Here is a 26,105-nt window from a genome sequence, read left to right as displayed (position 1 = left end):
TCCAATAAGAATTAAACAACTTTATTGTCACTTAACAAATACGCTATTCTTTCTGTAGAATCATAGGAAAGGATGGCGTTTTTTGTGTCTATTTCTATATCTGATGAATTACAATTATTTGCTCAAGAGATTCAAAGATTTTTATCTCCAAATGCCTTACAGGATCTTGCTAGAGATGTTGGTTTTGTTCAGCGACTGAGTAAGTACCAAGCAAAGGATTTAATCGCTTTATGTGTGTGGATGAGCCAAAAGGTTGCTACGACTTCTTTAACTCAGCTATCTAGCTGTTTAGAATCATCAACTGAAGTGCTTATCAGTCCTGAGGGACTGAATCAACGATTTAATCAGGAAGCTGTTCACTTTTTACAACAGATATTAGCCAAACTACTAAACCAAAAATTAGCTTCATCTGTATCGTTTTCTTCTCCCTATACTTCTGCTCTCAAACGTATTCGTATTCTAGATTCAACTGCATTTCAACTACCTAATTCCTTTTCAAGCGTTTATCCAGGTGCTGGAGGATGCAGTCATACAGCGGGATTAAAAATTCAATTGGAGTATGATCTATTAAGTGGACAGTTTTTACATATTCATACAGGTCCAGGAAAACAACATGATCGAACCTATGGTTCTCTGTGTGTTCCAACCGTGAAAGAAAATGATTTGTGTATTCGGGATTTAGGCTATTTTCATCTGAAAGATCTTCAACATATATAAGATAAAAAGGCTTACTATATCTCTCGTATTAAATCCAATACACGTATTTATCAAAAAAATCCCACACCTGATTATTTTCAGGATGGAAGAATAAAGAAAGGTACAGAGTATATACAGATAGATATGGAGGTATTAATGAACTCTCTTCAACCAGGACAAACATATGAAATATCCGACGCTTATGTAGGAATGACTGATAAAGTACCAACTCGTGTGATTGTTCATCGGCTAACAAAAGAACAACAAAAAAAACGATTGCAAGATCAAGCTGTAAGAGAGAAAAAGAAAGGAATGAAGTATTCCCCTCGTAGTAAACGTCTCAGTGGTATCAATGTATATATGACAAACGCCTCTACAGATATTGTCCCGATGGGACAAGTACATGATTGGTACTCTTTACGTTGGCAAATCGAGATTTTATTTAAAACATGGAAATCATTCTTTCATATTCATCATTGTAAAAAGATAAAACGAGAAAGATTGGAATGCCATTTGTATGGGCAACTGATCGCCATTCTACTCTGTTCTTCTACTATGTTTCAAATGCGTCAATTACTTCTTATGAAAAAGAAACGAGAACTGAGTGAATATAAGGCCATATATACGATTAAAGATTATTTTCTTCTTATTTATCAAGCCATACAGAAAGACACCCAAGAACTATCAAAGATTCTCATTCGCCTGTTCAACCTCCTACAGAAAAATGGGCGGAAATCTCATCGATACGAGAAAAAAAACAGTCTTTGATATATTAGGTGTCGTTTACAATTGTACCATTTCTGATGATCAAGCGGCCTAATTCAAAAAATGAAACCCGAAAGGGTTTATTTCGCATGCAAATCTTTAGATTCTCTAAGCCTGGCTTTTAGAAAAAAAGAAATAATCTCTACTATACTTGACGTTGTATAGGCTTAGCTTGATGGCGATGGGGTAGGCCCAGTACCAGCGTTGCTGTAACCAGGGGGCAAAGTAGCAAATAATTATACGTTATTTCTACTCTACCTCATTTTTGTGTCTTACTAGTTATCTTTTTGTTGTATCTTACGATACAGCGTCATACGAGAGATACCTGATTTCTCTGCAACATCCGCACGACTTACCCCTTGATCTATCAGATATAAGGCATAATTCACTTTTTCCTCATCGGTTTTCGGTCTTCCAGGATGTTTCCCACGTTTCTTTGCTGCCAAAATCCCTTCTTTTGTTCGTTCAGAGGTTAAATCTCTTTCAAATTGAGCAATCCCCGCAAAAACAGTAAATAGCATTTGTCCATGTGCAGTTGTTGTATTCAACCAAGATTCTTTTAAACTTTTCAAGTTTGCTCCTTTTTGAGAAATGAGTTCAGCAATTTCAATTAAATCTTTTATAGAACGAGAAAGACGAGTTAGATCTGTTACTACTACTGTATCGCCATGGCGTAGAAATTCTAACATACGATTTAACTCAGGACGGTCCCGTTTGACTCCTGTTACTTTTTAAAAAAAAATACGTTTACAACTAGCATCTTTTAATTGTGGTTCCTGGCGATCTAAGTTTTGGTCAATTGTAGACACTCGCATATATCCAAATTTCATATAATTCCTCCTTTTTTATTTCTTTCGTATCAAAAACGTTACATGATAGATATTGTTACATAATAATTTTGTTACGTATTTTTGTTACACCTAAATTGCTAGTTTACTTTGGTTCAGATCTTGATACTAATCGATGTAACGTTAATAGGGGTATCGTCAGCATTTCGGAAAAAAACCACGTTAAGAGTTTTTTAGCCATTTTCACCATGTTTTAAATTGTGTTGCATATAAAAATAAGTTGTTTAGAGTAAATTGTGTTGCGTTAGCAACTGATTTGCAGAGCTTTTCTTGTTTTAATACAACACAAATGACATTGTGTTGTATTAGATGCTTGTACTAAATTTTTAGGAATTTTCATACTATTTTATCGGATTTTATAAAATACATAACGTGCATATTTTTGTATGTTACTACATTTCTTTTTGTAGAATCCAGAGATATTTTAAAGCAACTCCTGAACTACAGAAATCCGGACAAAATCTTTTGTTTAGTGAAAGGACGTGTTGAGGTAAAGCATTCCCTCTTGTTATTAAAGAGTGAAATCATAAATTATTAAAACAAATGCACCCTTTATTCCAGCCATACAAGATTGAAGTTGCATTGTTAAGTATTCTTAAGAATTTTGCAGGTAATATGTTAAGGTTTCATAGGTATAGTGGACAGTGACGGAAAGTTTTTTAAGATAAATTAAGTATTAACACAGTTAGAAAATACATTTAGCATATTTGGAGGTTATCTCTATGTTTGAAAAAGGATATTGGCTATGTATATCTTTTTTATACTTGGCTGGAATTATATATGTGCTGTTTTTTACAAAACCACAAATATGTATAGAAAATACATGTGAAAATAAACAATGTGATGGTTCTACTATATTTTGTTTTATTATAGGAAAAGTTTTTACACTCACATCTTTTTGTATTGTTTTGTCTTTTACAGCATTACAATTTTTGTGTCCATAGATCCTAAGTACCATATTAAGAATTCTTAAGTTTTTCACTTATAATTTATCAAAATATTTCGATTAATATAAATCCATAAAAATAATTGAACTTATTAACTAATAAATAAGGCTTGAGCCTGAAACAATAGGAGATTACTTATGCATGTAAATGACTTGCTTGATTTGATTGTACAATATGGTTATCCTGCCATGTTCTTATCACTCTGGTTAGGAATAGTGGGGATGCCTATACCAGATGAAGTTATTGTTATGACTGGAGGGATGGTATCTTCATTAAATATTCTCCATACTGTGCCTACTTTTATCCTAACATACCTTGGAGTTGTTTCTGGTTTATCATTAGGATATATATTAGGTTATCGAATTGGTGCACCTATCTTAGATCGTTTAGCAAAGAAAAAAAAGATTGGCTCTTATATTCAAAAGTCAACTGAGCTTATTCATCAACATGGTAGCTATGCACTAATTATCAGTTATTTTCTTCCTGTGGTGCGACATGTTGTACCTTATCTAGTTGGAATTAATAGAATGAACTTTTTACGCTATGCCATGTTTTCTTACACAACTGGTTTTATTTGGACTCTTGGCTATTTTACAATTGGTTATTACTTCGGGCAAAATATACAATATATAGGTGCTATTGTATATAAGTATGGTTTATACACTTTAGTGATAAGTGGCATAATCCTTTTATTCTTAGTATTTAAAAAGAAAAAAAACAGTTAAATACTGTGATTTAGTTAAAAAGAAAAAACGACCTTTAAATTCATTTAGGGTCGTTTTTTTATAAATAACTAGGTAATTATACTTTTAATTAATTGAATGATTTTTCTGTCAACAGAGGTAATTCAATATATATTGTTAACTGATTCCCTATGCTTTCTGCCCATACTTTTCCTGTATGTAAGTCAATTGTCCGTTTCACAATAGCTAAACCAATCCCAGAACCTTTTACTTGACTGGAACGTGCTTTATCGACACGATAGAATTTATTAAACATTTTAGCTAATTCATCAAATTCTATAGGATCCGTTGTATTCGTAATACTGATAACTGCTTTATCTTTTTCTCTTTGTAGTTCTACAAATACTTCTGAATTTTTATAACTATATTTTTCGGCATTTGATAACAGATTATCAAATACACGAACTATTTTTGCTATATCAACATTGACCCAAATTGGTTCTATTGGGCTATGCATTTGTACTTTTAATTGATTTTTTTCAAAAATAGGAATGTATTCCCCAACCAATTGACTCAATAAACCTCCCAATTCAACTCGTTCATTTTTCATCTTTACATCAGGTAAGGATAACTTGTTATATTCAAATAGTTCATTTATTAGAGATTTTAACTTCATAGACAAGCTATATGTAGAATGAATGTAACTTTGCAATTCGCTTTCATCATGATATTGTTTCTCCTTCAGTAATCCTAAATACCCAATTATAGAAGTTAAAGGTGTTCGTAAATCATGAGAAATATTTGTAATTAATTCCCTCTTTGACTTCTCTATTTCACGTTCTTTTTCAAAACGTTCTCTTAATTGATTAGACATCCAATTGACATTAGAAGCTAACGAAGACAGTTCATCTTTTCCCTTTACGCGTATAGAGTAGTTCCAATCTTTTTGTACAATCCTTTGAATACCTTGTTCAATTTCCTTTATATATCTTGTAATCGGAAGCATAAATATAAAGAAGAGGAGAATAAATACAAAAATACTACTTCCAAAAGCAATATAAAAATTAAGATTATATTGAGATGGAATAATCATTTCGTGGGGGTTTGGAGATTGAACAATAATATATCCAATTCCATTTTGAAACGATATGGGAGATACAAGTATAAAGGATTTTTTAATAAAAGAATAACTGCTACTTGAATCCAAATTTAATTTATACATTAATAACTCTTTTGCGCTAATATTATTAGACTCAAAATATTTTGTTTGAAAGATAGTTTGATTATTGGGATCTGCTACTAAAAAATTCATTTCTGGATGATTCAGTTGAACTTCTTGAATCAAAGGTACGATTAAATTCGCTTCATTGGTGTTTATATTTCTTTTTTCTAATCCTTCAGTAATTTCTAGCAGAACACCTTTTAATTTAGATTCTTTTTCTGCTTGCTCATTATAAAGAAGTAAATTATTGTTGTGAAGAGCTATGAAAAGAAATGTAATAGTTGCTACAATAAAACAAATAATAAAAATTAATATCAATTTAATATTTAGACGAGTGGGAAAGAAAAGAGTATACTTTTTTTTCAATCGACTAATCATATTTTATAACCAACTCCCCAAATAGTTTTAACATATATAGGCTGTCTGGGGTTTTCTTCAATTTTATCTCGAATTTTAGTAATGTGTACCATAACTGTATTGTCCGCTTTATAAACAGGTTCTTTCCATACCATCTCGTAAATTTTTTCAATACTAAATACTTGTCCCTTATTTCTGACAAGTAATGCTAAGATATCGAATTCTTTTGGAGTCAGTCTTACTTCTTCATTTCTTATAAATACTTGTCTTGTATCTTCATTTAATTTTAAATCTCCTACTTCTAGGATATGAGAATGTATTTCCTCATGCTGATACACCCGGTATCGTCGAAGTTGAGATTTAATACGTGCCATGAGTTCAAGAGGATTAAAGGGCTTAGTAATATAATCCTCCGCTCCACTCATTAAACCTTGAATTTTGTCGATGTCTTCTCCTTTAGCAGATAAAAAAATAATAGGCATATGATGTTTTTCTCTAATTTGTAAGCAAGCCTCTATGCCATCCATTTTAGGCATCATAATATCTAAAATTACCAAATCAATCTTTGTGTGTTCTAAGATATCTAACGCCTCAATTGCATCTGGAACATTCAACACTTCATATCCTTCATTTTTTACATAAATAGAAATAATTTTACGTATTTCAGGTTCATCATCTACAATGAGTATCTTTTCCTTCAACATATGGTCCCGCTCCTTTTTAATAAATAATATAACATTATATATTTTGATTTATACTCATTAACCATATCTTAAAATCTATAAAACCGTTAAAAGATGTATTCAAAACCATTTTCTTTTCCTTCTCCTAAATCAAATATGTTATTACTTACTACAGGTAAAAACATATGCTGGAGGAATATTCCAATAAACTTTCTTTATTTGAATTTTATTAAAGAAAGAATGAAAAAACTTATGTTTTATTTTTGTGTATTGAAACGTAATAAATTCCCCCTCTTCTCCTAAGATTTGAGCTGTCTTTTTTAAAATATCTTTAGATACTTTGACAGGAAGGCTTGTAAAGGGAAGTCCTGATATTACATAGTCAACCTTTGAAATACCATGTTGCAACAAATATCGTTTTACATTTGCAGCAGATCCATGAATAATATGCACTCGTTCCATATGTCCATATTTTTTTTTCAATTCTGTATAAAATAATTTATTTTCTTCAATAACTATAAGAATTGTTTTTGAATGTTTATTTCGAATAAGCTCTTCCGTAAATATTCCAGTACCGGGTCCATACTCAATGATACAATTTGCGTTTGCAAAAGAAATAGGGATCACCATATTTTTAGCAAGTTGTTTAGAACTAGGCATCACAGCTCCTACTGTTCTCGGATGTTTAATATATTGTTGAATGAAACGAATAAAGCCCATGTTGTTTCTCCTCTCAAATTAACTTACATAAAATACTACGAGGAGAATCTTAATATACAGTCAGTAAAAATCTTAAGAATTCTTAACAACGGAAGAGCATATGTGATATCTCATTCTTTCCTATTTATAGGATATCCATTGCAATCGACATTATGTTTTACCACAAATTAAGTATGACTATAACACTTCATTTTCTATAAACATTGGTTATCAACAAAAATAAAAAAGCCACTTTTCCTAAAATCTAAAAGTGGCTTTCGGCTTAAAGTTTTTCTTAGCGTGGTTTTTTTCCAAAATGCTGGCGCTACCCCATACCCATCAAGCTAAGCTTATATAAGTTTAATTTCACATGAGATTTTTTCTTTTTTCTAAAGATCCAGTGTAAGTTCTTTAAAGATTTGCATACCAAATAAACCCTATCGGGTTTCAATTTTTTGAATTACGCTACATGATTGTGAGACATAGAAAAGTTGTATACGACGCCTAAGATATCAAAGACTGTTTTCTTCTCATACCTATGGGATTTTCGTCCGTTTTTCTGTAAGAGATTGAACAGACGTAACAATATCTTTGTTAATTCTTGGGTGTCTTTTTGTAATGATTGATAAATAAGTGGAAAATAATCTTTTATGATATAAACCGCTTTATATTCGCTTAGTTCTCGTTTCTTCTTGATGAGGAGTAATTGGTGCATTTGAAACATGGTGGAGGAACAAAGAAGGATGCTAATTAGTTGTCCATATAAATGACACTCTAGCCGTTCTAATTTCACAGAATTACAATGATGAATACGAAAAAATGATTTCCACGTTTTAAAAATAAGTTCAATTTGCCATCGTAAAGAGTAGAAATCGTATACTTGTTCCTTTGATAGGTATTCCAAAGGAATATTTGTAATGTAAAAGTTAATTGCACTAAGTCGCTTACTGCGTTCTTTATAGGTAATTTGCTTCTTATGTTCTTTAGATGCTAAATCCTTTTGTCTACGTTTCATTTGCGTTTCAGTTAATTTGTACAGAATTAGTCTTGCAGGAAGTTTTTGATACATCCCAATATAAATCTCAGGAATTTCATATGTTTCACCGGACTGTAATTGGTCAATGAATTGCTCCATATCTAGTTGGATGTATTCAGATTGCTTTTTTATTGTCCCGTTTTGAAAGTATTCAGGTTCTCTATTCTTCCGATATATACGTGTATTGAGCTTTAATCGTGAAATAAAATAAGCACCACACTCGTCTATCGTTTGTAAATCTCTTAAATCGAAATATCCTAGATCACGTATACATACATCGTGCGGTTGAAGAGACGTTAAGCAAGTAGAACCATAAATTTTATCGTTTTGCTTTCCCGAACCTACATGAACATGTAAAAATTGACCACTAATCAAATCGTACTCTAATTGAATTTTCACACCAGCACTATGACCACTACCTCCTGAACCTTGATATCTAGAAGCAAATTTATCTGGAACCTGAAAATGTGTAGAATCCAATACACGAATACTACGAAAATAGTTTGTATACAAAGTTGGAATCTTACTAGAAGAGCAAAATTGTTGGTGAAGTAAATGTGCTAAGAGTTGTTGTAAAAACTGCACAGCTTGTGAATTAAAGCGTTGATTCAATCCTTCTGGACTCATAGAAATACCGGTGTTAGCTTCTAATCGACTGCATAGTTGTGTCAATGAAGTACGGGCTATGTTTTGACTTAACCAAATACATAAGGCCACTAAATCTTGTGCGCGGTATTTACTTTTTCGTTTAACAAATCCTACATTTTTAGATAATCTCTCTAGAGCATCAGGTGACATATATCGTTTTAACTCTTGAGAAAACAATTCTAGTTCATCAAAAATTGATAAGTTCATATCAAAAACGCCATCCTTCCTGTATATTTTTACAAATAGAATAGCGTTTTTTTCATTTTATAGATACAAATTTATAAATTTTGTTTGTATAGGAACATCCTTGTGTTGGTTTAAAATAAAGTTCGATAATCTATAAAGAGTCTAATCATTTATAATAAGGATTGATAATTTTTAATTTGTTTATAAAAAAGTATATTTTGTAGAGTATTTCTTTGCTCCACAATCTGACCATATTGTGAAAGATTTTTTCTGAATAGAATTGGATATTTATGTTAAAATAGATGAGGTTGTGAAAAAATATAATTAAACTATAGGACAGTATGAAGAAGGAGAAAAAATTAATGTCAAAAAATTATGTGCACCATCTATGTATCCAAACTAATACATATTCAGAAACCTTGACATTTTATACAAAAGCGTTGGGTTTTATAATTGTCCAAGAGTCACCAAATTTTCACAGACGTGCATTTAATACCTGGTTGAAGTTAGGTGCGTTTTATATCGAATTACAAACGGGTAAGCAGGGGGAGGAGCTACCCGTAACCAATTCAAATAGTGAAGGGCTTGTCCATTTCTGTTTGTGGGTAGAAAATCTTCAGCAAGAGGTTGAACGATTAAAAGAATTGAACATCCATTTTGTTTTGAAAAATGGTGAGATTATATATCAAGTAGAAAATGGTCACTTATGTAAGTTAAAAGCGCCTGAAGGAACAATCGTGGAATTACGTGATAACAAAGGAATTTAAACTTTATAAACTTATATGAAAACGAGCTGAAAAGCAAATAAATAGTAGTACTATGTTAGTATATCGATTGTTATAGAAGAGGGAATATTACGAATATTATTTGTGAACAAAAAAAGGAAGGCTCTTTAATTTGGAGGACCTTCCTTTTAAAAATTTATTTTGAACACGCAAATAAGAAAATGCCTTAAATAATTAGGATTCTTTTTGTATACCTTTAACTGGAATACTTAACTGGATTTTACGATTAGTTATATAAACTCCGATAAGTATAAAAACTAATCCAATGATTAATCTCCAACTGATATTTTCATTTAAAAGAATATATCCCCAAAAAATAGCTGATACTGGAACTAAGTATGTGGATATGGATGCGAAGTTAGGGCCTCCTTTTTGAATTAAGTAAAAGTAAAGTAAATAAGCTATACCTGATCCAAATGTACCTATTCCAATTAATGCGCCTATATGATGCCAGGATATTTTAGTTAAAATTTGAATTGGTTCTTCTAAAAATAGAACTATGCCACCACTACATATACTACCAACTAATAATGTACCTAAAGAAATTTGGAACATGGACATCTCTTTAAGATAACGCTTTGTTATATGAGTTGCTAAACCATAGCAAAAAGTTGCTATCAACATTGCGACGAAATTTAATGAATCAACTGAAAAAACATTTGATAAATGTATATCTGAGAGTATTAAAATACCTACGAATCCAATAAATAGACCTATAATTTGGTTGCGATTGGAATGTATACTAAATAATAAGATTCCTAAAACCATTGTCCATAATGGTTGGGTTGCATTTAAAACAGAAGCTAAATTACTAGTCATTTTTTGTTCACTAAAACAAATAAGTGTCCATGGAATTAAAGTATTTAGTATTCCGACAGCAAACAAAGGTATAAAAGAGATGTTTCCTCTAAAAGATTTGCGAAAAAATGGTATAAGTGCAATAAGTGTTATAGCTCCAAAAGTTGACCGTAAAAATGCTACTACTAAAGGATTGAAATCCGTAACTAAAATCTTAAAAAAATAGAAAGATCCTCCCCAAATAAGGCTTAACATAATGAGTGCAAAGTATAATTTACGTGACATTTTTTCTCCCTCTTTACTTATTGATATTTATAGTTTTTTATCACTAGTGTCGTATTAAAAGAAATCGAACCAAAAATTTGTTTATAATAACTGTACCATCTAGTTTGTTAAGTAATTTAGTAGTTACTGTAATGGTTTGTTCCAATATTCGATAATGGTTAACGATATTCCACTCAAAGCAATGAAAAAAGCTAGGATACTAAACGGCACAGTATAACTATGGAAATAGTCAACAAATATACCAAACAACGTAGGTGCAAGTACAATAGCAAATTGATTCAATGTTAAAGCGAAACTAACAGTTAAACCAATAAATTGCGGATCTGATCTTTCCGATACGAAAACGATAAATAAACTAAACCAACCGATAGCAAAGAAACCAAAAAAGAAGCACAAGATTACAAGTATCCCAAAAATCATATAAGTCATGACATAGCTCGTACAAAGGAGCAATAAGACAGTCATAACAATAGTTATTTGTAATGGAATGATGCGATTTCCTTTAAATATGTTATCACTAGCCCATGCTAAAAGGATCCTCCCAAACATTCCACCTATCAATACTATACTTAATAATGTTCCAGCATGATGAAGACTTGTATGAACTTCATTTGTAAGATAACTCATTAGATGGGAAACGAGCACCATCTGTAACGACATCATTGATATTCCAATTAAAAAGATAGGATAGAGAGAATAGTTTCTTTGTATCTTCTTTAACTTTGTAAAGAAGGAAACCACTTCTGTTTTTTGAATGCTCGAATGCTCCTCACGATAAAATAGAATGAACAATACCCCCCCACTAATAGCTACAATTGCTTGCACAAGTATTACAGATGGAAGGCCATATTCATAAAAAAAGAAAGGGAGTGTACTAGAAGCTAAAGCACCTCCGATGGGAATTCCAGTTTGACGAATCCCCATTGCAAGTCCTCTGCGCTGAGGAGGAAACCATTTTACAATAGCTTTACTACCCCCAGGTTGTGCCGTTCCATACCAAATCCCTACAAATAGTAAAATAGCAACTACATATGTATAATTGGTGGCTGGATAGGCAAACAACATACTCGCTCCAAGTAAGACAGAACCTCCTCCTACAATCCATCTCTCGCCATGTCGGTCCATTAGGTTTCCAAACAATAACATCGAGAAGATAGGTCCAATATTGACAACTGATACAAGTAATCCTATTTGAAATTGAGATATGTGATGTACTTGCTGCCATAAAGAAGCTAAAGGACCAATCCCGTATGTAACAAACGTGGCACATGTTTGTGAAATAGTTGCAATCAATAAGACAATCCATTTGTAAGAACTAATGGGTTCATTTCTTGTTATTTGTTTCTGCATTTTATCATTTCCTCCTCTCCTCTCTTATTGTATGAATATATATGTATCAAGTAAAATGAATAATAAAGAAGGAAGCTATCAAAAAAAATGATATCACGAGAGGTGAGTTGTATGGATATTAAAGATTTGACTGTATTTAAAAAGGTAGCCGAAGAAGGAAGTATATCGAAAGCAGCGAAATCACTAAGCTATGTTCAATCAAATGTGACTATGAAAATTAAACAACTAGAAGATGAGTTGGGAGTTCCCTTATTTTACCGGAACGGAAAGGGAGTTACTTTAAATTCTAATGGTGAGATTTTGTTAACATATACTAGGAAAATTCTAGATCTAACTGAGCAATCAATCAGATTAGTACAAAGTAATCAATCTAAACCTCTTGGTACGCTGAAAATTGGATCTACTAACTCTACAGTAGCAGTCCGTTTACCTCCTCTTCTAAAAAACTATTGTGAAAAGTATCCTGAGGTTGAATTAGTACTAGAAACTCATAAAAGTGCTGAGCTAACTCAACTTGTGCTTGAACGTAAACTAGAAGGGGCTTTCATTGTTGAAGATGTTCATCATCCAGATTTAACTTCTTTTTTGTTTTGTCAGGAAGAACTAACGATTATTAGTTATCAACCATTACATACTTTACAAGAACTTGATAAAGTCAATATGTTAGCATTTGGGAACGGTTGTCACTATCGAAATAGAGTAGATAAGTGGTTAAAAGAAGCAGGCATTTATCCAAAGCGTGTATTAGAATTTGGGACAATTGAAGCGATTATTGGTTGTGTGAAGGCTGGCATGGGCATTGCTGTCATGGTCAAATCAATTTTGAAAGACCATGAGCAATCTTTAACTATGACGGATTTACCTGAGAAATATTCTAAAGTACCAACTTATTTTATTATGAGAAAAGATGTACTTTTTTCGGCAGCTTTACAGAGATTTGTTGAGATGATAAAAGAAAAAACTATGTAACCTAATTTTGATTATTGAGGATGGTTTTAGTGCGGCATAAAATGTAGAACCCCACATCCATCAACTTAAGAATTTTATAACGCCCCCAAATAAGATTTTTACCCGGAAATATCAATTTTACTGTTTTTGGGGCGTTCGTTTTATGGATACAATTTTTTAGCTTGATGGTACTGGTGGGATATCTGATTATTGAAAAATTTAAACCTCGCTACCACCACTTGAAATCGTTATAATTAAAATGTTTTCAATATTTAAATAACGGGGGGCTAGAGAATGAAAATTGCAATAGTCTGTTTTGATAACTTTACTGATATAGATGTTTTTTTACCATGGGATTTATTAAATCGTGTACGTTTAGTTGGCGGTATTTCTGATTGGAACGTCCAACTATTAGGAACGGAAAAAACTCATATATCCGTATCTGGCTTACGTATTCCCATGACAGGAAGCATATCTGATATTCCTTCTGCTGACGCTGTAATATTTGCAAGTGGTAAGGGTGTACAAGATTTATATAAAAATCAAGAATATCTTAATAGTATTCATATAGATCCTCAAAGGCAATTAATAGGCTCTATGTGTTCTGGTTCACTATTACTAGGAGCTAAAAAATTATTAACTGGCAAAAAAGCAACTACATATCCATCAGTTGTAGAACAGCTAAAAGAATTTGAGGTAGACGTTATTGAACAAAGTTTCGTAAACGAAGGAAATATCTCGACTGCTGCAGGGTGTTTTGCTGCTCAAGATCTCTCAGTTTGGATTATAAGAACCCTAATTAATGAAGACATGGTTGACACTGTGTTAGAAACCGTTCAGCCAGTGGGCAAAGGTTTATATTTTTAATTTCAAATCAAGTCAAGAAATTGGGTGTTCCCCAACACGAAAAAATGAGTTGAATTCTCATAAAAAACTGTAAAATAATAAAATTTTCGTTTTGGGGGCACTTCAAAATATTAGCTTGATGGGCATGTGGCGCTACCCCTAATAGAAAAAATTGATATGAAAGGTGCTTATTTTCAATCTCTTACTGAGGGAGTTGATACAAGCAATACAGCTGGATATCCATTCAGCTATATTGTAAATCATCTTGTTAATTTTCAAAGCGACGTGATAAGTGAAAAAACAAAAAAAGGCTTATATGAAGCAAAACAAAAAGGAATCACTCCAGGACGACCAAGAAAACCTGACGAAAATGTAAAACGTGCGATAGTTATGTATCAAAGTGGAGAGTATAGTCTCGCTCAAATAAAAGATGAAACAGGGATTAGCAAATCCACGCTATACAGATATCTAGAAAATTAAATAGTAATTATACTTGGCATGGAACCTGATTTAACCTACAAAAATTGTGTAGGAAAGTAGTTACTCACTAATAAAAAAACAAACGATTCTTCCTCTAAAGCTTGTCGAAAGAATCGTTTGTTTTTTATTTTTATATAAATCATGTTAAAAATTTCATCATGTATCTATAAAAGTAGAAGAAGTTTATATCATGGAAATAAAATCCAACCCATGACCCGTTTTTACACGTATCTCGGCCGAATCCCTAGTTCCATTGCTACACAGCCCTCTCTTCAAGAAGGAATGATTTTTCCCTTAACGTAGGAAAATCGGCTTTTCATCTTCCGTAAAATGTATTAGCGTGATCTCTAAATGTAATACAGAAAAGATTTAGTCTTGTCATTAGAGGGCACGAAGATACATGACAATTGATTAAAATAAAGTATTAGACTAGATCATGAACTATGAAATGAATTTTTAGATAAACCAAAATAACAAGCAAAAAGTCCCTTCAAATTTTGAAGAGACTTTTTAGTATATAGAAATTAGCTTAAACCCAAGATAACATCTCTTGAAAGGGGGCATTTTTATGTTATTCAGGTTTATTGAGGAGCTTTAGTTTGAAGCAACTTTAACCCCATACCAATAAAAATCATTCCTGTTACCTTATTTAGAATCATTCCTACCTTTTGGTTTCCTCTTAATTTTTTTGTGACATACGAAGAGAAATAAGCAACAAATAAACACCACAATAGTCCAGTTGCTGTAAAAGTAAGTCCTAAAATGATAAAAGGCATAGGACCTGAAGCCTTTGTATCTATAAATTGCGGAAGAAACGCAATAAAGAATAAAGAGACTTTTGGATTCGTAAGACTTGTTAAAAGTCCTTGTAAATATATCTTTCTAATGTTCAATTTATTGGATGAAGCTTTGAAAGCTATATTTGTCTTATCAAGTATCATTTTAATCCCTAGATATACAAGATAGATAACACCTATAACCTTAATGGTGTTAAATAACACAACGGATTTTGTAAGTATAATAGATAAACCAAAAGCAACCAATAACGTATGAACTAAAGAACCAGTAATAATACCAAAAACAGAATATACACCTGCTTTTCTACCTTGTGAAATACTTCTCCCCATAATATACATGGTGTCTGCGCCAGGAATTAGATTTAATAAAATCCCTGTTAGTAAAAACACTTCATAATTAATAATACCGTACATTTTAGCACCTCTATCTATTTTTTTGGTGCCCTTATTGATATTAAAGTAAATAAAAGAAAAATAAAAGCACTTTCTATTTACTCAAGAAAATCAATAGCTTTTTGATTTACATCCAATAACACTGATTATGTGAATAGAAAATTCCTTCAGTACTTCTGAAGGGACTTTTAAATGTTTTGCGAGACTTTTTATGTTAGCGAAAAGTACTTTCATGTATAGAAAACATCTTTTCAGTCTACAACTATTTTTCAACAGTCTAATACTTTTTTCTATAGTCTAAAACATTTTTTTAATAAGACACCTTTACTGTCATGAGGAAGTTTCTTTTTATGTAGGGGGTTTTTGTCCGTCTCCTCGAAAAGGGGGAATAAGGGGTCCAGCTACATTGCCATCAACTTAAGAATTTTGTTGTTCCCCATAACGAAAAAATCCTTCTTTTCTATTCACATTCATTTTACCCTATTAGAAGCCATCATACATGCCCATCGATCTAAGACTTTGAATTACTCCCCTTCAAAAAAATGTCATTTTTTCTAAAGGTGAAATTCCCCTGTGTATTAAAGGAGTACGCTATAATCCTCTTTCTTTTTATTTTCCTAAGAAAAAATTAAGAAATCCCCCCAATATTTATTAAGAAATACTATTTATACTAAAATCTATCTTAAACAATACTCAATTTATGAAGAAAAAAAGAAACAAACCACATTTATTTTGATTTGGATTAATGAAGTTTTTTTCAAAAGGTTAGAGGAACAGTATGGAGATGATCCACATGTTGTTGTCATTCATGAATCAGCCGAAAATATGAAAAAGTATACCGAAAAGTTAAAGATAAAAAAGATTGATTATGTACTATCTAGCTTACCATTTATAACATTACCACAAGAAGTATCATCACGAGTTTTAAATAATGTGGTAGAGTCATTACAAGAGAAGGATGATGTTATTACATTTCAATATTCGCTTGTAAAAAAAGGGTTTTCACAAAATTTTTTCTCGGAAATTTTAATAAAAAAAGTTGGGTTCAATTTTCCTCCAGCTTATATTTTTAGTTGTCGAAAAGAGACTAGGAGGACTTACGCGTAATGGAATTACATGAATGCTTATCCTATATTGAACAGTATGGTTATGCAGCGATATTCTTTTGCTTATGGCTCTGAATTGTCGGTATGCTAATTCCAGATGAAATGATTGTAATTAATGGTGGATTTGTATCATCGCTGGGCAGACTAAGTGTAATTCTAGCTTTTTTGTTAACTTATTTAGGAGTTGTGTTGGGCTAGATGCTTGGAAGGGAATTAGGTGCTAAAGTACCTGATAGATTGATGAAAAGTAAACTACTTTTCAAAATCACAAGAAATGATTGGCAGATATGGACATTATGCATTAGTAACAAGATATTTTATACTTGGTTCCATGTTTGGTAAACGTAGGACTTGTGGCGAATTATGACATGTATTTTGGTGGTAAGGTTGTTGTAGTACCTGATTTTTATTTATATATGCAAAAGAAAACTCAGATATTAAGTGATAGCTTGTAGCACCTTTGATTGTTAGGAAAATGGAGGATTTATTGTGAGTAAAGAAACAATACTTGTAGTAGATGATGAGAAGGAAATTAGAAAACTTATTAGCATCTATTTAAAAAATGAAGGATATGAAGTATTACAAGCCGGAGATGGAGAAGAAGGCTTAGAGTTATTAAAGAAAAACGAAGTACATTTAATTGTATTAGATATTATGATGCCAAAAATAGATGGTATTCATATGTGTATGAGAGTTAGAGAAATATCAGAGATGCCAATTATAATGTTATCGGCAAAAACACAAGATATGGATAAAATTTTAGGATTAACAACTGGGGCAGACGATTATGTAGAAAAGCCATTTAATCCGCTTGAACTCATTGTTCGTATTAAATCAAAGCTTCGAAGATATACGAAAATGGGCGGATTAAGTGTACAAGATAAAGATGAAATTGAAATTGGAGATATGAAGATTCACATAGGAACACGTAAGGTCATTGTTGCAAATAAAGAAGTAAAATTAACACCGAAAGAGTTTGCGGTTTTAGAATTACTTTCTCGAAATCAAGGGATGGTATTAAGTGCAGAACAAATTTATGAAAGGGCGTGGAAAGAGCAAGCGTTTCAATTTAATAAAACTGTAATGGTGCATATTCGAAAAATACGTGAAAAGATAGAGGAAATTCCAAGGAAGCCTCGTTACATTAAAACAGTATGGGGAGTTGGCTACAAGATTGAGAAAGATATTTGAACCGATAAGATGGATGAATCAAGTTTTAAAAAAAATGATAGGAAAGACAGTGAGTTATTTACAAAAAAGTATACGAGTACAGTTGATTGCTACATTTACTTTCTGTACGCTATTTGGTGCATTAGTGGGGTGGAGTTCGTCTTCTTTTTTCGAGGAGATTAATAAAATTTCTATTATTGATTACGCATCGGGTATGGAAGCGATTGATGGGCAAACACAAAGGCTTGTTGAGAGTATGATAGAAGAAGGTAAGGATAATATACAAGAATTGCTTGATCAATCGAATCATCAAAATCAATTAAAAATTTTAATAATAGATGAGAATGGAAAAGTGATTTATAAAACAAGAGGCGCATCGGAAGAACAAATCAATCTTCATGAGACGATGCGTAATGTAATGGATTTTAAGATGAATCAAGTACGATATGTAGAAGCGCAGAATTTAATTCAGGATGGAACTGAACAAAGGCGTAAGGAGTTTACAACCTTTTATCCAGTTACTATTGATACGAAAAATATGTATATTATTGCAAGTGGTATACCTCAAGGAAATGTAAAGTATATAGTGAATGACAGTCCATTTCCATATTTATTAGCATTTATTACTTTTTTATTCTCTTTCTTTTATGTAACAAAAAGGAAGATGAATCAGATTGAGGCAATGGCGGAAGGAGTAAGAGAGTTTTCGAAAGGTAACTTACAGTATAAAATCAAACAGGAAGGTCAAGATGAGATAGGATTATTAATTTTGAATATTAATCAAATGGCAGAAAAGCTGCTGTCTAATATAGAAAAAGAAAAACAAATAGAGAAACAAAAAACGGAACTGATTACCAATGTATCACATGATTTACGAACGCCGCTTACTTCTATTATGGGATACTTACGATTACTAGGTGATGCGAAATATGAAAATAAAGAACAGCATGATGAGTATATAAAAATTGCTTTCTCAAAGTCAGAGCAATTAAAGACATTAATAGAGGACTTGTTTGAGTATACAAAGCTAACAGACGAAACTATGGTGTTAGATGCCCAAGAAGTGTGTATAAATGAACTACTTGACCAATTAATAGAGGAACTAGTACCGCAAGCAGAGGAACATGATCTTTCTTTTGTAAAAGAATTTCAGGAAGAACGTATATATGCTGTTGTGGACTCGGAAAAAATGGTGCGTGTGTTTGAAAACCTTTTAATAAATGCGATCAAATACAGTATAGATAAAGCAGAAATTCAAGTTTCACTTCAAAGAGAAGAACAGCATATCCGAATTTCTATAGCGAATCATAGTGAAGAATTTACAAAAAAAGAATTGGAGAATTTGTTTGAGCGTTTTTATAAAAAAGACCAATCGAGAAGTAGAGCTGTAGAAGGTTCAGGCTTGGGGCTTGCAATTGCAAAAAGCATTGTTGAATTGCATAAAGGAGAAATTCGTGCAGAATACGAAAATGGAGTTATTCAATTTATTATCTTATTGCCAATTTAATTAGAAGAATATTGAGGATCTCGGTTATCTTCTAATAGGTAAAAATGAGTGATAGTATTGCATTTGATTTAGAAGAAGTTAATTAATGAATATGAGAAGAGGAGAATAAAAAGTTATATGAAAAAATTAAGTGCGTTTATGATATTGATTATATTTGGAATTATATTACTTATAGTGAAAGGTGGGCCGATTGTAGATCAGATTAATCCGTTTATTAAAGAAGATGTTTATTATACGGTTGTCGATAATGATGGTGAATATGGAGCTAATAAAAGTGGGGGATATGCTAGATGGAGGTATAAATTCAAAGGATATAATGAATCCGGTCAAGAGCAAAAAATTATGATGACTTCTTCAAAACATTTACGAATAGGAGCTTATTTAAAGATTACATCGAAAAGAACTTATGGTATGAAATGGGAAGAGATACAAGGTGATGAAATACCCGCTAAAGCAAAAGAAAAAATAACAATAAAACATGTTTAATTATAGAAATGATAAGTTGTATTCAATAGATAAAGTAACGATCAAGTTTCGAATATAGTGGCAGTATATGATGATTTCTAAATTTTTTATAAAGAAGATAAAGTTTATCTTAACTTTATCTAAACTGCATTTCTTCTGTATACAATTACTAGTATTCTATAGTATGTAGATAAAAAATGGTAAGGAGTAACAGGATAATTATGCAGGTTTCTAATAAGAAAATATTATTATTTCTTTCAATTGTCCTTTTGGCTTTATTGATGATGTATGTATGTACGAATAATAGACATGTACAAAATATTATTCACAATATAGAAGACATTTATAAAGTATATAAAGAGAATCAATTATTGAAAGAAAAAATTGAACACCAAGAATCGTTAAAGAGTAAAGTACAAATGTTAAGTGAGGAGAAAGAAAACCTTACTCAACTTATGAACAAGACGAGAGAATTAAAGGAACAAGGAAAATACAATTTAATTCAAGCTACAGTAGTAAGGCGTGTAGCAGAAGATTGGTATGGGGAAATCACTCTTGATAGAGGGGCGCAACATGGTGTAAAGGTTGATATGGCTGTGATTACAGTGAATGGTCTTATTGGAAAGGTAGAGAGTGTAGAACAATTTACATCTGTTGTGAAATTAATTACGAAAGATGAACGAACGAATCGTTTAGCAATCACCCTCCAAAATAATTCATCCATTTTAGGATTTGTTACAGGGTACGATAAGAAAAAACAAGCCCTTCGAATTGAAAATATTCCATCAGATAAAGCGAAAGAAATAAAAATAGGTGATAGCATTATTACCTCTGAATTGAGCCAGAAAATACCACCTGGTCTTGAAGTAGCGGAGGTAATAGAGCAAGAACCAGATCAATATGGTCTTGCTTATACTATTTATGCAAAACCAAAGGCGAATTTATATGATTTAGAACATGTCATTTTAGTAGAACCTAAAGGATAGCAAAAAAGAGATGAATATCATTTCTTTTTTTAGGTAGAGTAAGATTAAGAGGAATAAGAAAAAGTAGAATTGTATTAACTAGTTGTAAATATTATTTGAAATAAGCAATTACCTTTGGATTCAATAATTTTCTGCAATGTCTCTATTTTGTTTTTATTTTATCTTTATCTTATCTTTATCTTGGACAAGTATACTAACATAAGAGGCGAAGTAGTAATGAATGGGAAGTTATTAAGTATGGTAGTGGTTCTTTTTTTTCACCTTTGTAATATTAATTATTCGTATAATTTCTCCGATGGGATAGGAAAAATCTAAACAATATAGTACGAATCTGTAGTATTTCATGCATGATTTCAGTAAGAGAAAAGTGATAAGTTGAAATAATTATTAGTTTCACTTTAATGAAGATGATGGTATATGAAATGAATTTTCTGTAACTTTAAAACATAATATAAGAATTTATAATAAACCTTACAAAAATGTAATAGTTATGTAAGAGGAATCAATGTTTTTGATTGTAATGAAAAGATAAAATGATAACTAGTGACTATAAAAATATCATTATCATAATGATTACAACAACGACAGGAGGCAATATGAAAACTTCAATATTTGACGTGAAAGCTGTACAAAAAAAGCATGGTAAAAAGAGGAATGTAACATACTATACTGTAGAAAAAACTGGGTGGAAAGTATGTTATTAAAACTTTCTATTTCCAGTATGAAAAAAATGATAAAGGATTACATCGTTTTACTAATAGGTCTTGTAATCTCAATTTCTATATTTTACATGTTTCAAACACTTGCGCTAAATAAAGAATTTACAATGAATAACAGCATTATTGGTTCAATTGTATTTGCATTTCAAATAGGATCTATTTTGGTGGCATTTATTACCTGCTTTTATATTTTTTATACAAACTCATTTCTTCTCTCACTACGGCGGAAAGAACTTGGTATGTATCTTGTATTAGGAGCCAAAAAGAGTAAAATTAGTCAACTCTTATTTTTTGAGACGTTAGCTATGGGAATGATTTCACTGGTGCTAGGTAGTTTATTCGGAGCTATTCTTTCTAATTTCGCAAGTCGATTTTTAACAAAACAATTGGAAATATCAGCGGAGGGTTACCAAGCTTTTTATGGTCCCGCATTCAAAATAACATTTATATTCTTTAGTGTGTTGTTTCTGCTTACATCCGTTGTGAATTCGATTCGAATAACACTTAAGACAGAATTAGATTTAATTCGTACAGAGCAACAAACAGAGCGTATACGAATAAAAGGTCCTATCACAATACTGTTAACCTTATGTAGTTTGCTAGGGATAGGTGTAGGATATTATTTCGTCATCTTTGTAGGAATAAAAAGTACTGGTTCCATTTTACTTCCATTATTCACAATTACCCTTGGAACATATTTTATATTTATTTCGCTCTTACCTGTGTTTGTTAAGAGGTTAAAGAAAACGCGCTATTTAAACGAAAAGAAATTAAATGCATTTACATTTGCGCAACTGCAATTCCGTGTAAGTAGTTTGGCGAAAATATTAGGAACGGTAACGATGTTAATCGGACTAGGTGTTGGAGCGATGGCTGGCGGTATGTCTTTGCAGCAAAATGTAATCCTTACAGCAGAAAGAATGCCAGGGTATGATATTACACTTCATGATCCAGAAGCAACGGATTATAAAGCTATGGAAAAAATGAAAATTGTAGATAAAAAACAATATAAATATAAAGTGGATAATGAGGCTGTTTACTATTTAAAAGAGGAATTATTAGAGAATCCTCCACTTTTGTTCGGAAAGAAAGAGACAACACATATTTCTGAACAACTTCCATCTTCGAGCTATAGGATGTTTAAGCGGGAGGGAGTTGATCCATCTAGTTCTACGTTACCGCTGAATTGGGATAAGAGTATGGATAGTGATTTTAAATCGAATATTTTTGTATATGATCGTAAACCTGTCTATATCGTCGATGAAAACCGTTATGAAGCAATTCAAGGGAATGAGCATGCGTTTTTTATTGCTAAAATCGATAATATTTTACGGTATAAGACAGAGTTAAAAGAGATGGATAATCGTCAAATTGAAAAAATAGCCGCTGCTACTAATAAGCCTAAGGAAGACGTATATTTACCAACAAACTATGGTGATTACGAATCTATGCTCGTTTTTTCAAAAGGAACTTCCTTTATGGGATTCTTTTTAGGTCTTGCTTTTTTAGCTATGATGGCAAGTTGTTTAATGTTTAAGATCCTTTCTGGGGCTACGAAAGATATAGGGCGGTATGAGGTGCTTCGGAAAATAGGGGTACGTAAAGAATTACTTATACAATCTATGTATAAAGAATTAGGTATTGTATTCCTCTTTCCAGCAATATTGGGTCTCATACATGTTTTGGTAGGAATGAATATATTTACATTTGTTAAATTCTTTGTGAATCCATATGTGAATATTGGACTTCCGATTTGTATATTTCTAATCATTTACGTGGTCTACTATTTGATCACTGTTCAATTATATAAGAGGATTGTTCTTCCAAAGGAACGATAAAATAGATAAAAAGGAAGACTTAAAAAAATAGATTTGTGCTTCATTTTAGTATAAATAAGTAATGGATGTAGAAAGGAATTAATAGAATGGGGAAATTGTTAAAGGTAAAAAACATAGTTGTCATGACGGTAGCTGCAGTTGTAGTGGGGGGCGCTTTTTTCATATTTCAATCGATAACCTCACCTGCAAAAGCAATAGCAAATCAAGAGAATCCAGTTCAACATGCAAATGAACAAATAAAAGTGGAGATGAATAAGGTTGCACCAACGCAATTTAATGGTCAAACTAGGAAAATTGCCTATCTTACTTTTGATGATGGCCCAGGAAAATATACGGCACAGTTACTAGACATATTAAAGGAAAATGATGCAAAAGCAACATTTTTTCTAATCGGTCAAAATGTAAAATCATATCCTGATTTAGTAAAACGAGAAGAAGCGGAAGGACACTATGTTGGAATGCATAGTATGACGCACAATAATAAGAAATTATATGCCCAAGGTGGCTACGTAGATGAAATGAAAGAGGATCAAGGTTTAATTGCTAGTATTCTTGGACATGCTCCAAAACTAACACGTCCACCATATGGTTCAAAGCCAGGATTACACGAAGAACTTCGTAATAAAGTTGTAGAAAATGATCTTAGAGTATGGGACTGGACAATTGATTCATTAGATTGGGAATATAATAGTGTACCAATTGATACTGCGAAAGCGAAAATTGTTCAAAATGTATTGGCTGGTGCGACAGATCCAAAAGAAGTTATTTTGATGCATGACATTCATCCGCAGTCCGTTGCTGCAGTACCTGCGATTATTAAAGGTTTGAAAGAAAAAGGGTATGAATTTGAAGCATATCATGAAGATGATCATTTCCCATTGAACTTTATGCATGATAAACGTATGTAACATAGGAGGAATTGACATTGACTTATAAAGCGTTAGCGATTACGGGAATTATATCCATAAGCTTATTAACAGGGTGTTTTGGCGCGAAGCCAGAAGCAGAATTGTACGTAGCACTTGAAAATGCGACGAAGCAAGAAAAGACGGTTTCTGAAGATGTGAAAAAACTAGAGGTTTTAGAAAAACAAGGTCAAGAGTTATACAATCAAATTATAAATGATGGTAAAGATAGTAACCAAGCAATTATGCCGAAGCTAGAGCAAGCTACAAAAAATATTAATGATCGTGAAAAAGTAGTGAAAAAAGAAAAAGAAGCTTTTGGAAAAGCGCAAGAAGAAGTAAAATCAGTTCATAAAACTATAGACAAAATGGAAGGTGCAGCTCTTCAGAAACAAGCAAAAAACATACAAGATATTTATAAAAAGCGTTACACGTCTTTTAGTCAGATAAATGATTCGTATCAAAAGTTGATGGAATTTGAAAGAGAAGTATATAAAAGCTTAGGCGAAAAAGAAACGAACTTAAAAAAGATTAGTGAAAAGATTAAAGGTGTAAATCAAATGAATGAGGAGATTCAACGAGAGAAAGAGAAGTTTAATGGATATACAAAGGAATATAACAAAGAGAAATTAGATTTCTATAAACAAGCAAAAATTAAGATTAAAGAGGAGAAATAAATACCTTATTTCTTACTCAAAAATAGAATATGAAAAAGTCCCAAGCTACTAGCTTTGGGGCTTTTTCATATTCTTAAAGAAATGTTAAGAATATCCGCTACTATTTATTAAGAAATGCTATCTATACTTAGAAATGGCTTAAAAAGTATTCGGAAAAATATATGAGAAAAATAAGAATAGGAAAAGAAGTGTAGGAGGGTATATATGAAAACATCAGTTGTAGAGGTAAAGAATGTACAAAAGGTATACGGTAAAAAAGGTGAGAGCCAATCACATGCATTAAAGAATGTATCGTTCTCGATCCAAGAGGGTGAGTTTGTTGGGATTATGGGACCATCTGGTTCAGGAAAAACAACATTATTGAATGTAATTTCTACATTAGATAAAGCGACAGGTGGAATTGTTAAAATTACTGGAACAGATATTACGAAAATGAAGCAAGGGGAATTATCTGATTTTCGCTCAAAGAAACTAGGGTTTATTTTTCAAGATTTTAACTTACTTGAAAATTTATCAATCTATGAAAACATTGCATTACCACTTTCTCTACAAGGTGCTCAATCGAAAATAATTGGATCAAAGGTGAAAAAGGTAGCAGAAATGTTAGGGATTTCAGGGATTCTTCAAAAATATCCGTCTGAAGTATCTGGTGGACAAAAACAACGTTCGGCAGCGGCACGTGCACTTGTACATGAGCCAGCAATTATTTTAGGTGATGAGCCAACAGGAGCACTTGATTCTAAAAATGCGAAAAGTTTATTAGAGGCGATGACCAACTTAAATGAAGAGCAGTGTGTTTCGATTATGATGGTTACACATGATCCATTTAGTGCGAGTTACTGCCGACGTATTTTATTCATCCAAGACGGAGGACTGTATAAAGAAATTCATCGCAGAGGTACGCGTGATGAGTTCTATAAAGAAATTTTAGATGTGCTTGCGGATTTAGGCACACAAAAAGCATAAGAAAGAAGGTTCAACATGTTATTCAAACTTTCCATATCGGGATTAAAAAATAAACGAAAAGACTATATTGTCTTATTAGTTGGTCTTATTATGTCTATTTCAATTTTTTATATGTTTCAAACGTTAGCGTTAAATAAAACGTTTATCGAAGGGAATTCCATGGATGGAATTTTTTCTGTCTTCCAAACGGGCTCATTTTTATTAGGGTTTATTACATTATTTTACATTTTATACGCCAATTCATTTTTATTATCACTTCGGCAAAAAGAATTTGGTATGTATATGGTATTAGGGGCAAAAAAGCATAAAATTAC

19 protein-coding genes and 6 pseudogenes are annotated in these 26,105 nt (G+C 31.9%); 17 read left to right on the top strand and 8 right to left on the bottom strand.

Going from position 1 to position 26,105, the window contains the following annotated elements; genetic code table 11:
• The first annotated feature begins 84 nt into the window (after window positions 1–84).
• Window positions 85–1,516, top strand: a pseudogene (locus MR167_RS17360) (IS4 family transposase).
• Window positions 1,517–1,736: 220 nt separating this feature from the next.
• Here the strand turns inward: MR167_RS17360 and MR167_RS17355 are convergent.
• Window positions 1,737–2,291 (bottom strand): annotated as a pseudogene (locus MR167_RS17355) (recombinase family protein).
• Between the two features lie 1,102 nt (window positions 2,292–3,393).
• On the opposite strand from MR167_RS17355, the gene MR167_RS17350 reads away from it, so the two are divergent.
• Window positions 3,394–3,981 carry a DedA family protein gene (locus MR167_RS17350; protein ID WP_242315110.1) on the top strand — a complete coding sequence of 196 codons (588 nt, stop codon included), beginning with the start codon at window positions 3,394–3,396 and terminating at the stop codon, window positions 3,979–3,981.
• Window positions 3,982–4,069: 88 nt separating this feature from the next.
• Here MR167_RS17350 and MR167_RS17345 read toward each other — a convergent pair whose 3' ends face one another.
• The 4 genes from MR167_RS17345 to MR167_RS17330 form a co-directional block, all read right to left on the bottom strand.
• Window positions 4,070–5,539 (bottom strand): sensor histidine kinase, encoded by a 1,470-nt coding sequence (locus MR167_RS17345; RefSeq protein WP_242315108.1) that lies wholly within the window; start codon window positions 5,537–5,539, stop codon window positions 4,070–4,072.
• Window positions 5,536–6,219, bottom strand: coding sequence for a response regulator transcription factor (locus MR167_RS17340; protein ID WP_242315126.1), 684 nt, complete (start codon window positions 6,217–6,219; stop codon window positions 5,536–5,538). Before MR167_RS17340 ends, MR167_RS17345 begins: the two co-directional genes overlap by 4 nt.
• Window positions 6,220–6,363: 144 nt before the next feature.
• Window positions 6,364–6,921: a class I SAM-dependent methyltransferase gene (locus MR167_RS17335; protein WP_242315106.1), complete on the bottom strand. Its 558-nt coding sequence runs from the start codon at window positions 6,919–6,921 to the stop codon at window positions 6,364–6,366.
• 439 nt (window positions 6,922–7,360) lie between these two features.
• Complete coding sequence (locus MR167_RS17330) at window positions 7,361–8,791, bottom strand: IS4 family transposase (protein ID WP_242315105.1); 1,431 nt, start codon at window positions 8,789–8,791, stop codon at window positions 7,361–7,363.
• 341 nt (window positions 8,792–9,132) lie between these two features.
• Here MR167_RS17330 and MR167_RS17325 point away from each other — a divergent pair, with 341 nt between their 5' ends.
• A complete protein-coding gene (locus MR167_RS17325; protein ID WP_242315103.1) occupies window positions 9,133–9,537 on the top strand; it encodes a VOC family protein in 405 nt (134 codons plus the stop codon).
• A gap of 192 nt (window positions 9,538–9,729) precedes the next feature.
• On the opposite strand, the gene MR167_RS17320 is transcribed toward MR167_RS17325, so the two are convergent.
• Together MR167_RS17320 and MR167_RS17315 are read right to left on the bottom strand one after the other, a co-directional pair.
• A complete protein-coding gene (locus MR167_RS17320; protein WP_242315101.1) occupies window positions 9,730–10,638 on the bottom strand; it encodes a DMT family transporter in 909 nt (302 codons plus the stop codon).
• Window positions 10,639–10,761: 123 nt separating this feature from the next.
• Entirely contained in the window at window positions 10,762–11,988 is a 1,227-nt protein-coding gene (locus tag MR167_RS17315; protein ID WP_242315099.1) for an MFS transporter, read from the bottom strand.
• A 111-nt stretch (window positions 11,989–12,099) separates the two neighbouring features.
• On the opposite strand from MR167_RS17315, the gene MR167_RS17310 reads away from it, so the two are divergent.
• From MR167_RS17310 to MR167_RS17300, 3 genes and pseudogenes are all read left to right on the top strand, one after another.
• Window positions 12,100–12,957: a LysR family transcriptional regulator gene (locus MR167_RS17310; protein WP_242315123.1), complete on the top strand. Its 858-nt coding sequence runs from the start codon at window positions 12,100–12,102 to the stop codon at window positions 12,955–12,957.
• Between the two features lie 273 nt (window positions 12,958–13,230).
• On the top strand, window positions 13,231–13,803 hold the full coding sequence (locus tag MR167_RS17305) for a DJ-1/PfpI family protein (RefSeq protein ID WP_242315097.1): 573 nt from the start codon (window positions 13,231–13,233) through the stop codon (window positions 13,801–13,803).
• Between the two features lie 138 nt (window positions 13,804–13,941).
• Window positions 13,942–14,262: pseudogene (locus tag MR167_RS17300) on the top strand (helix-turn-helix domain-containing protein); the annotation flags it as partial.
• A 581-nt stretch (window positions 14,263–14,843) separates the two neighbouring features.
• Here the strand turns inward: MR167_RS17300 and MR167_RS17295 are convergent.
• Window positions 14,844–15,473, bottom strand: coding sequence for a LysE family translocator (locus MR167_RS17295; RefSeq protein ID WP_242315092.1), 630 nt, complete (start codon window positions 15,471–15,473; stop codon window positions 14,844–14,846).
• 648 nt (window positions 15,474–16,121) lie between these two features.
• Here MR167_RS17295 and MR167_RS17290 point away from each other — a divergent pair.
• From MR167_RS17290 to MR167_RS17240, 11 genes and pseudogenes are all read left to right on the top strand, one after another.
• Window positions 16,122–16,559, top strand: a pseudogene (locus MR167_RS17290) (SAM-dependent methyltransferase); the annotation flags it as partial.
• A gap of 74 nt (window positions 16,560–16,633) precedes the next feature.
• A pseudogene (locus MR167_RS17285) lies at window positions 16,634–17,013 on the top strand (DedA family protein).
• Window positions 17,014–17,047: 34 nt separating this feature from the next.
• Window positions 17,048–17,749 carry a response regulator transcription factor gene (locus MR167_RS17280; protein ID WP_242315090.1) on the top strand — a complete coding sequence of 234 codons (702 nt, stop codon included), beginning with the start codon at window positions 17,048–17,050 and terminating at the stop codon, window positions 17,747–17,749.
• Window positions 17,733–19,235 carry a sensor histidine kinase gene (locus MR167_RS17275; protein WP_242315088.1) on the top strand — a complete coding sequence of 501 codons (1,503 nt, stop codon included), beginning with the start codon at window positions 17,733–17,735 and terminating at the stop codon, window positions 19,233–19,235. Before MR167_RS17280 ends, MR167_RS17275 begins: the two co-directional genes overlap by 17 nt.
• 117 nt (window positions 19,236–19,352) lie before the next feature.
• Window positions 19,353–19,721: a YxeA family protein gene (locus MR167_RS17270; protein ID WP_242315086.1), complete on the top strand. Its 369-nt coding sequence runs from the start codon at window positions 19,353–19,355 to the stop codon at window positions 19,719–19,721.
• A gap of 200 nt (window positions 19,722–19,921) precedes the next feature.
• Window positions 19,922–20,686, top strand: coding sequence for a rod shape-determining protein MreC (gene mreC / locus MR167_RS17265; RefSeq protein ID WP_242315085.1), 765 nt, complete (start codon window positions 19,922–19,924; stop codon window positions 20,684–20,686).
• 694 nt (window positions 20,687–21,380) lie between these two features.
• Window positions 21,381–23,243: an FtsX-like permease family protein gene (locus MR167_RS17260; RefSeq protein ID WP_242315084.1), complete on the top strand. Its 1,863-nt coding sequence runs from the start codon at window positions 21,381–21,383 to the stop codon at window positions 23,241–23,243.
• An 86-nt stretch (window positions 23,244–23,329) separates the two neighbouring features.
• Window positions 23,330–24,151 carry a peptidoglycan-N-acetylglucosamine deacetylase gene (locus tag MR167_RS17255; RefSeq protein ID WP_242315083.1) on the top strand — a complete coding sequence of 274 codons (822 nt, stop codon included), beginning with the start codon at window positions 23,330–23,332 and terminating at the stop codon, window positions 24,149–24,151.
• Window positions 24,152–24,168: 17 nt separating this feature from the next.
• Window positions 24,169–24,825: a YkyA family protein gene (locus MR167_RS17250; RefSeq protein WP_242315082.1), complete on the top strand. Its 657-nt coding sequence runs from the start codon at window positions 24,169–24,171 to the stop codon at window positions 24,823–24,825.
• A 204-nt stretch (window positions 24,826–25,029) separates the two neighbouring features.
• The gene (locus tag MR167_RS17245) at window positions 25,030–25,791 is read left to right on the top strand and encodes an ABC transporter ATP-binding protein (RefSeq protein WP_242315081.1); all 762 of its coding nucleotides are present in this window, start codon (window positions 25,030–25,032) and stop codon (window positions 25,789–25,791) included.
• Between the two features lie 15 nt (window positions 25,792–25,806).
• Window positions 25,807–26,105: pseudogene (locus tag MR167_RS17240) on the top strand (ABC transporter permease); the annotation flags it as partial.

Source organism: Bacillus cereus group sp. BfR-BA-01355 (assembly GCF_022663675.1).
GTDB classification, from domain to species: domain Bacteria; phylum Bacillota; class Bacilli; order Bacillales; family Bacillaceae_G; genus Bacillus_A; species Bacillus_A thuringiensis_S.
Note: the sequence above shows the minus strand (reverse complement) of the source record. Positions and strands in the feature narration are given on the sequence as shown.

What these genes read in the sequence shown, in the direction of transcription:
- MR167_RS17350 (WP_242315110.1), top strand. Translation starts at nt 3,394, where the DNA reads ATGCATGTAAATGACTTGCTTGATTTGATTGTACAATATGGTTATCCT.
- MR167_RS17345 (WP_242315108.1), bottom strand. Translation starts at nt 5,539, where the DNA reads ATGATTAGTCGATTGAAAAAAAAGTATACTCTTTTCTTTCCCACTCGT.
- MR167_RS17335 (WP_242315106.1), bottom strand. Translation starts at nt 6,921, where the DNA reads ATGGGCTTTATTCGTTTCATTCAACAATATATTAAACATCCGAGAACA.
- MR167_RS17330 (WP_242315105.1), bottom strand. Translation starts at nt 8,791, where the DNA reads ATGAACTTATCAATTTTTGATGAACTAGAATTGTTTTCTCAAGAGTTA.
- MR167_RS17325 (WP_242315103.1), top strand. Translation starts at nt 9,133, where the DNA reads ATGTCAAAAAATTATGTGCACCATCTATGTATCCAAACTAATACATAT.
- MR167_RS17320 (WP_242315101.1), bottom strand. Translation starts at nt 10,638, where the DNA reads ATGTCACGTAAATTATACTTTGCACTCATTATGTTAAGCCTTATTTGG.
- MR167_RS17315 (WP_242315099.1), bottom strand. Translation starts at nt 11,988, where the DNA reads ATGCAGAAACAAATAACAAGAAATGAACCCATTAGTTCTTACAAATGG.
- MR167_RS17310 (WP_242315123.1), top strand. Translation starts at nt 12,100, where the DNA reads ATGGATATTAAAGATTTGACTGTATTTAAAAAGGTAGCCGAAGAAGGA.
- MR167_RS17305 (WP_242315097.1), top strand. Translation starts at nt 13,231, where the DNA reads ATGAAAATTGCAATAGTCTGTTTTGATAACTTTACTGATATAGATGTT.
- MR167_RS17295 (WP_242315092.1), bottom strand. Translation starts at nt 15,473, where the DNA reads ATGTACGGTATTATTAATTATGAAGTGTTTTTACTAACAGGGATTTTA.
- MR167_RS17270 (WP_242315086.1), top strand. Translation starts at nt 19,353, where the DNA reads ATGAAAAAATTAAGTGCGTTTATGATATTGATTATATTTGGAATTATA.
- mreC (WP_242315085.1), top strand. Translation starts at nt 19,922, where the DNA reads ATGCAGGTTTCTAATAAGAAAATATTATTATTTCTTTCAATTGTCCTT.
- MR167_RS17260 (WP_242315084.1), top strand. Translation starts at nt 21,381, where the DNA reads ATGTTATTAAAACTTTCTATTTCCAGTATGAAAAAAATGATAAAGGAT.
- MR167_RS17255 (WP_242315083.1), top strand. Translation starts at nt 23,330, where the DNA reads ATGGGGAAATTGTTAAAGGTAAAAAACATAGTTGTCATGACGGTAGCT.
- MR167_RS17245 (WP_242315081.1), top strand. Translation starts at nt 25,030, where the DNA reads ATGAAAACATCAGTTGTAGAGGTAAAGAATGTACAAAAGGTATACGGT.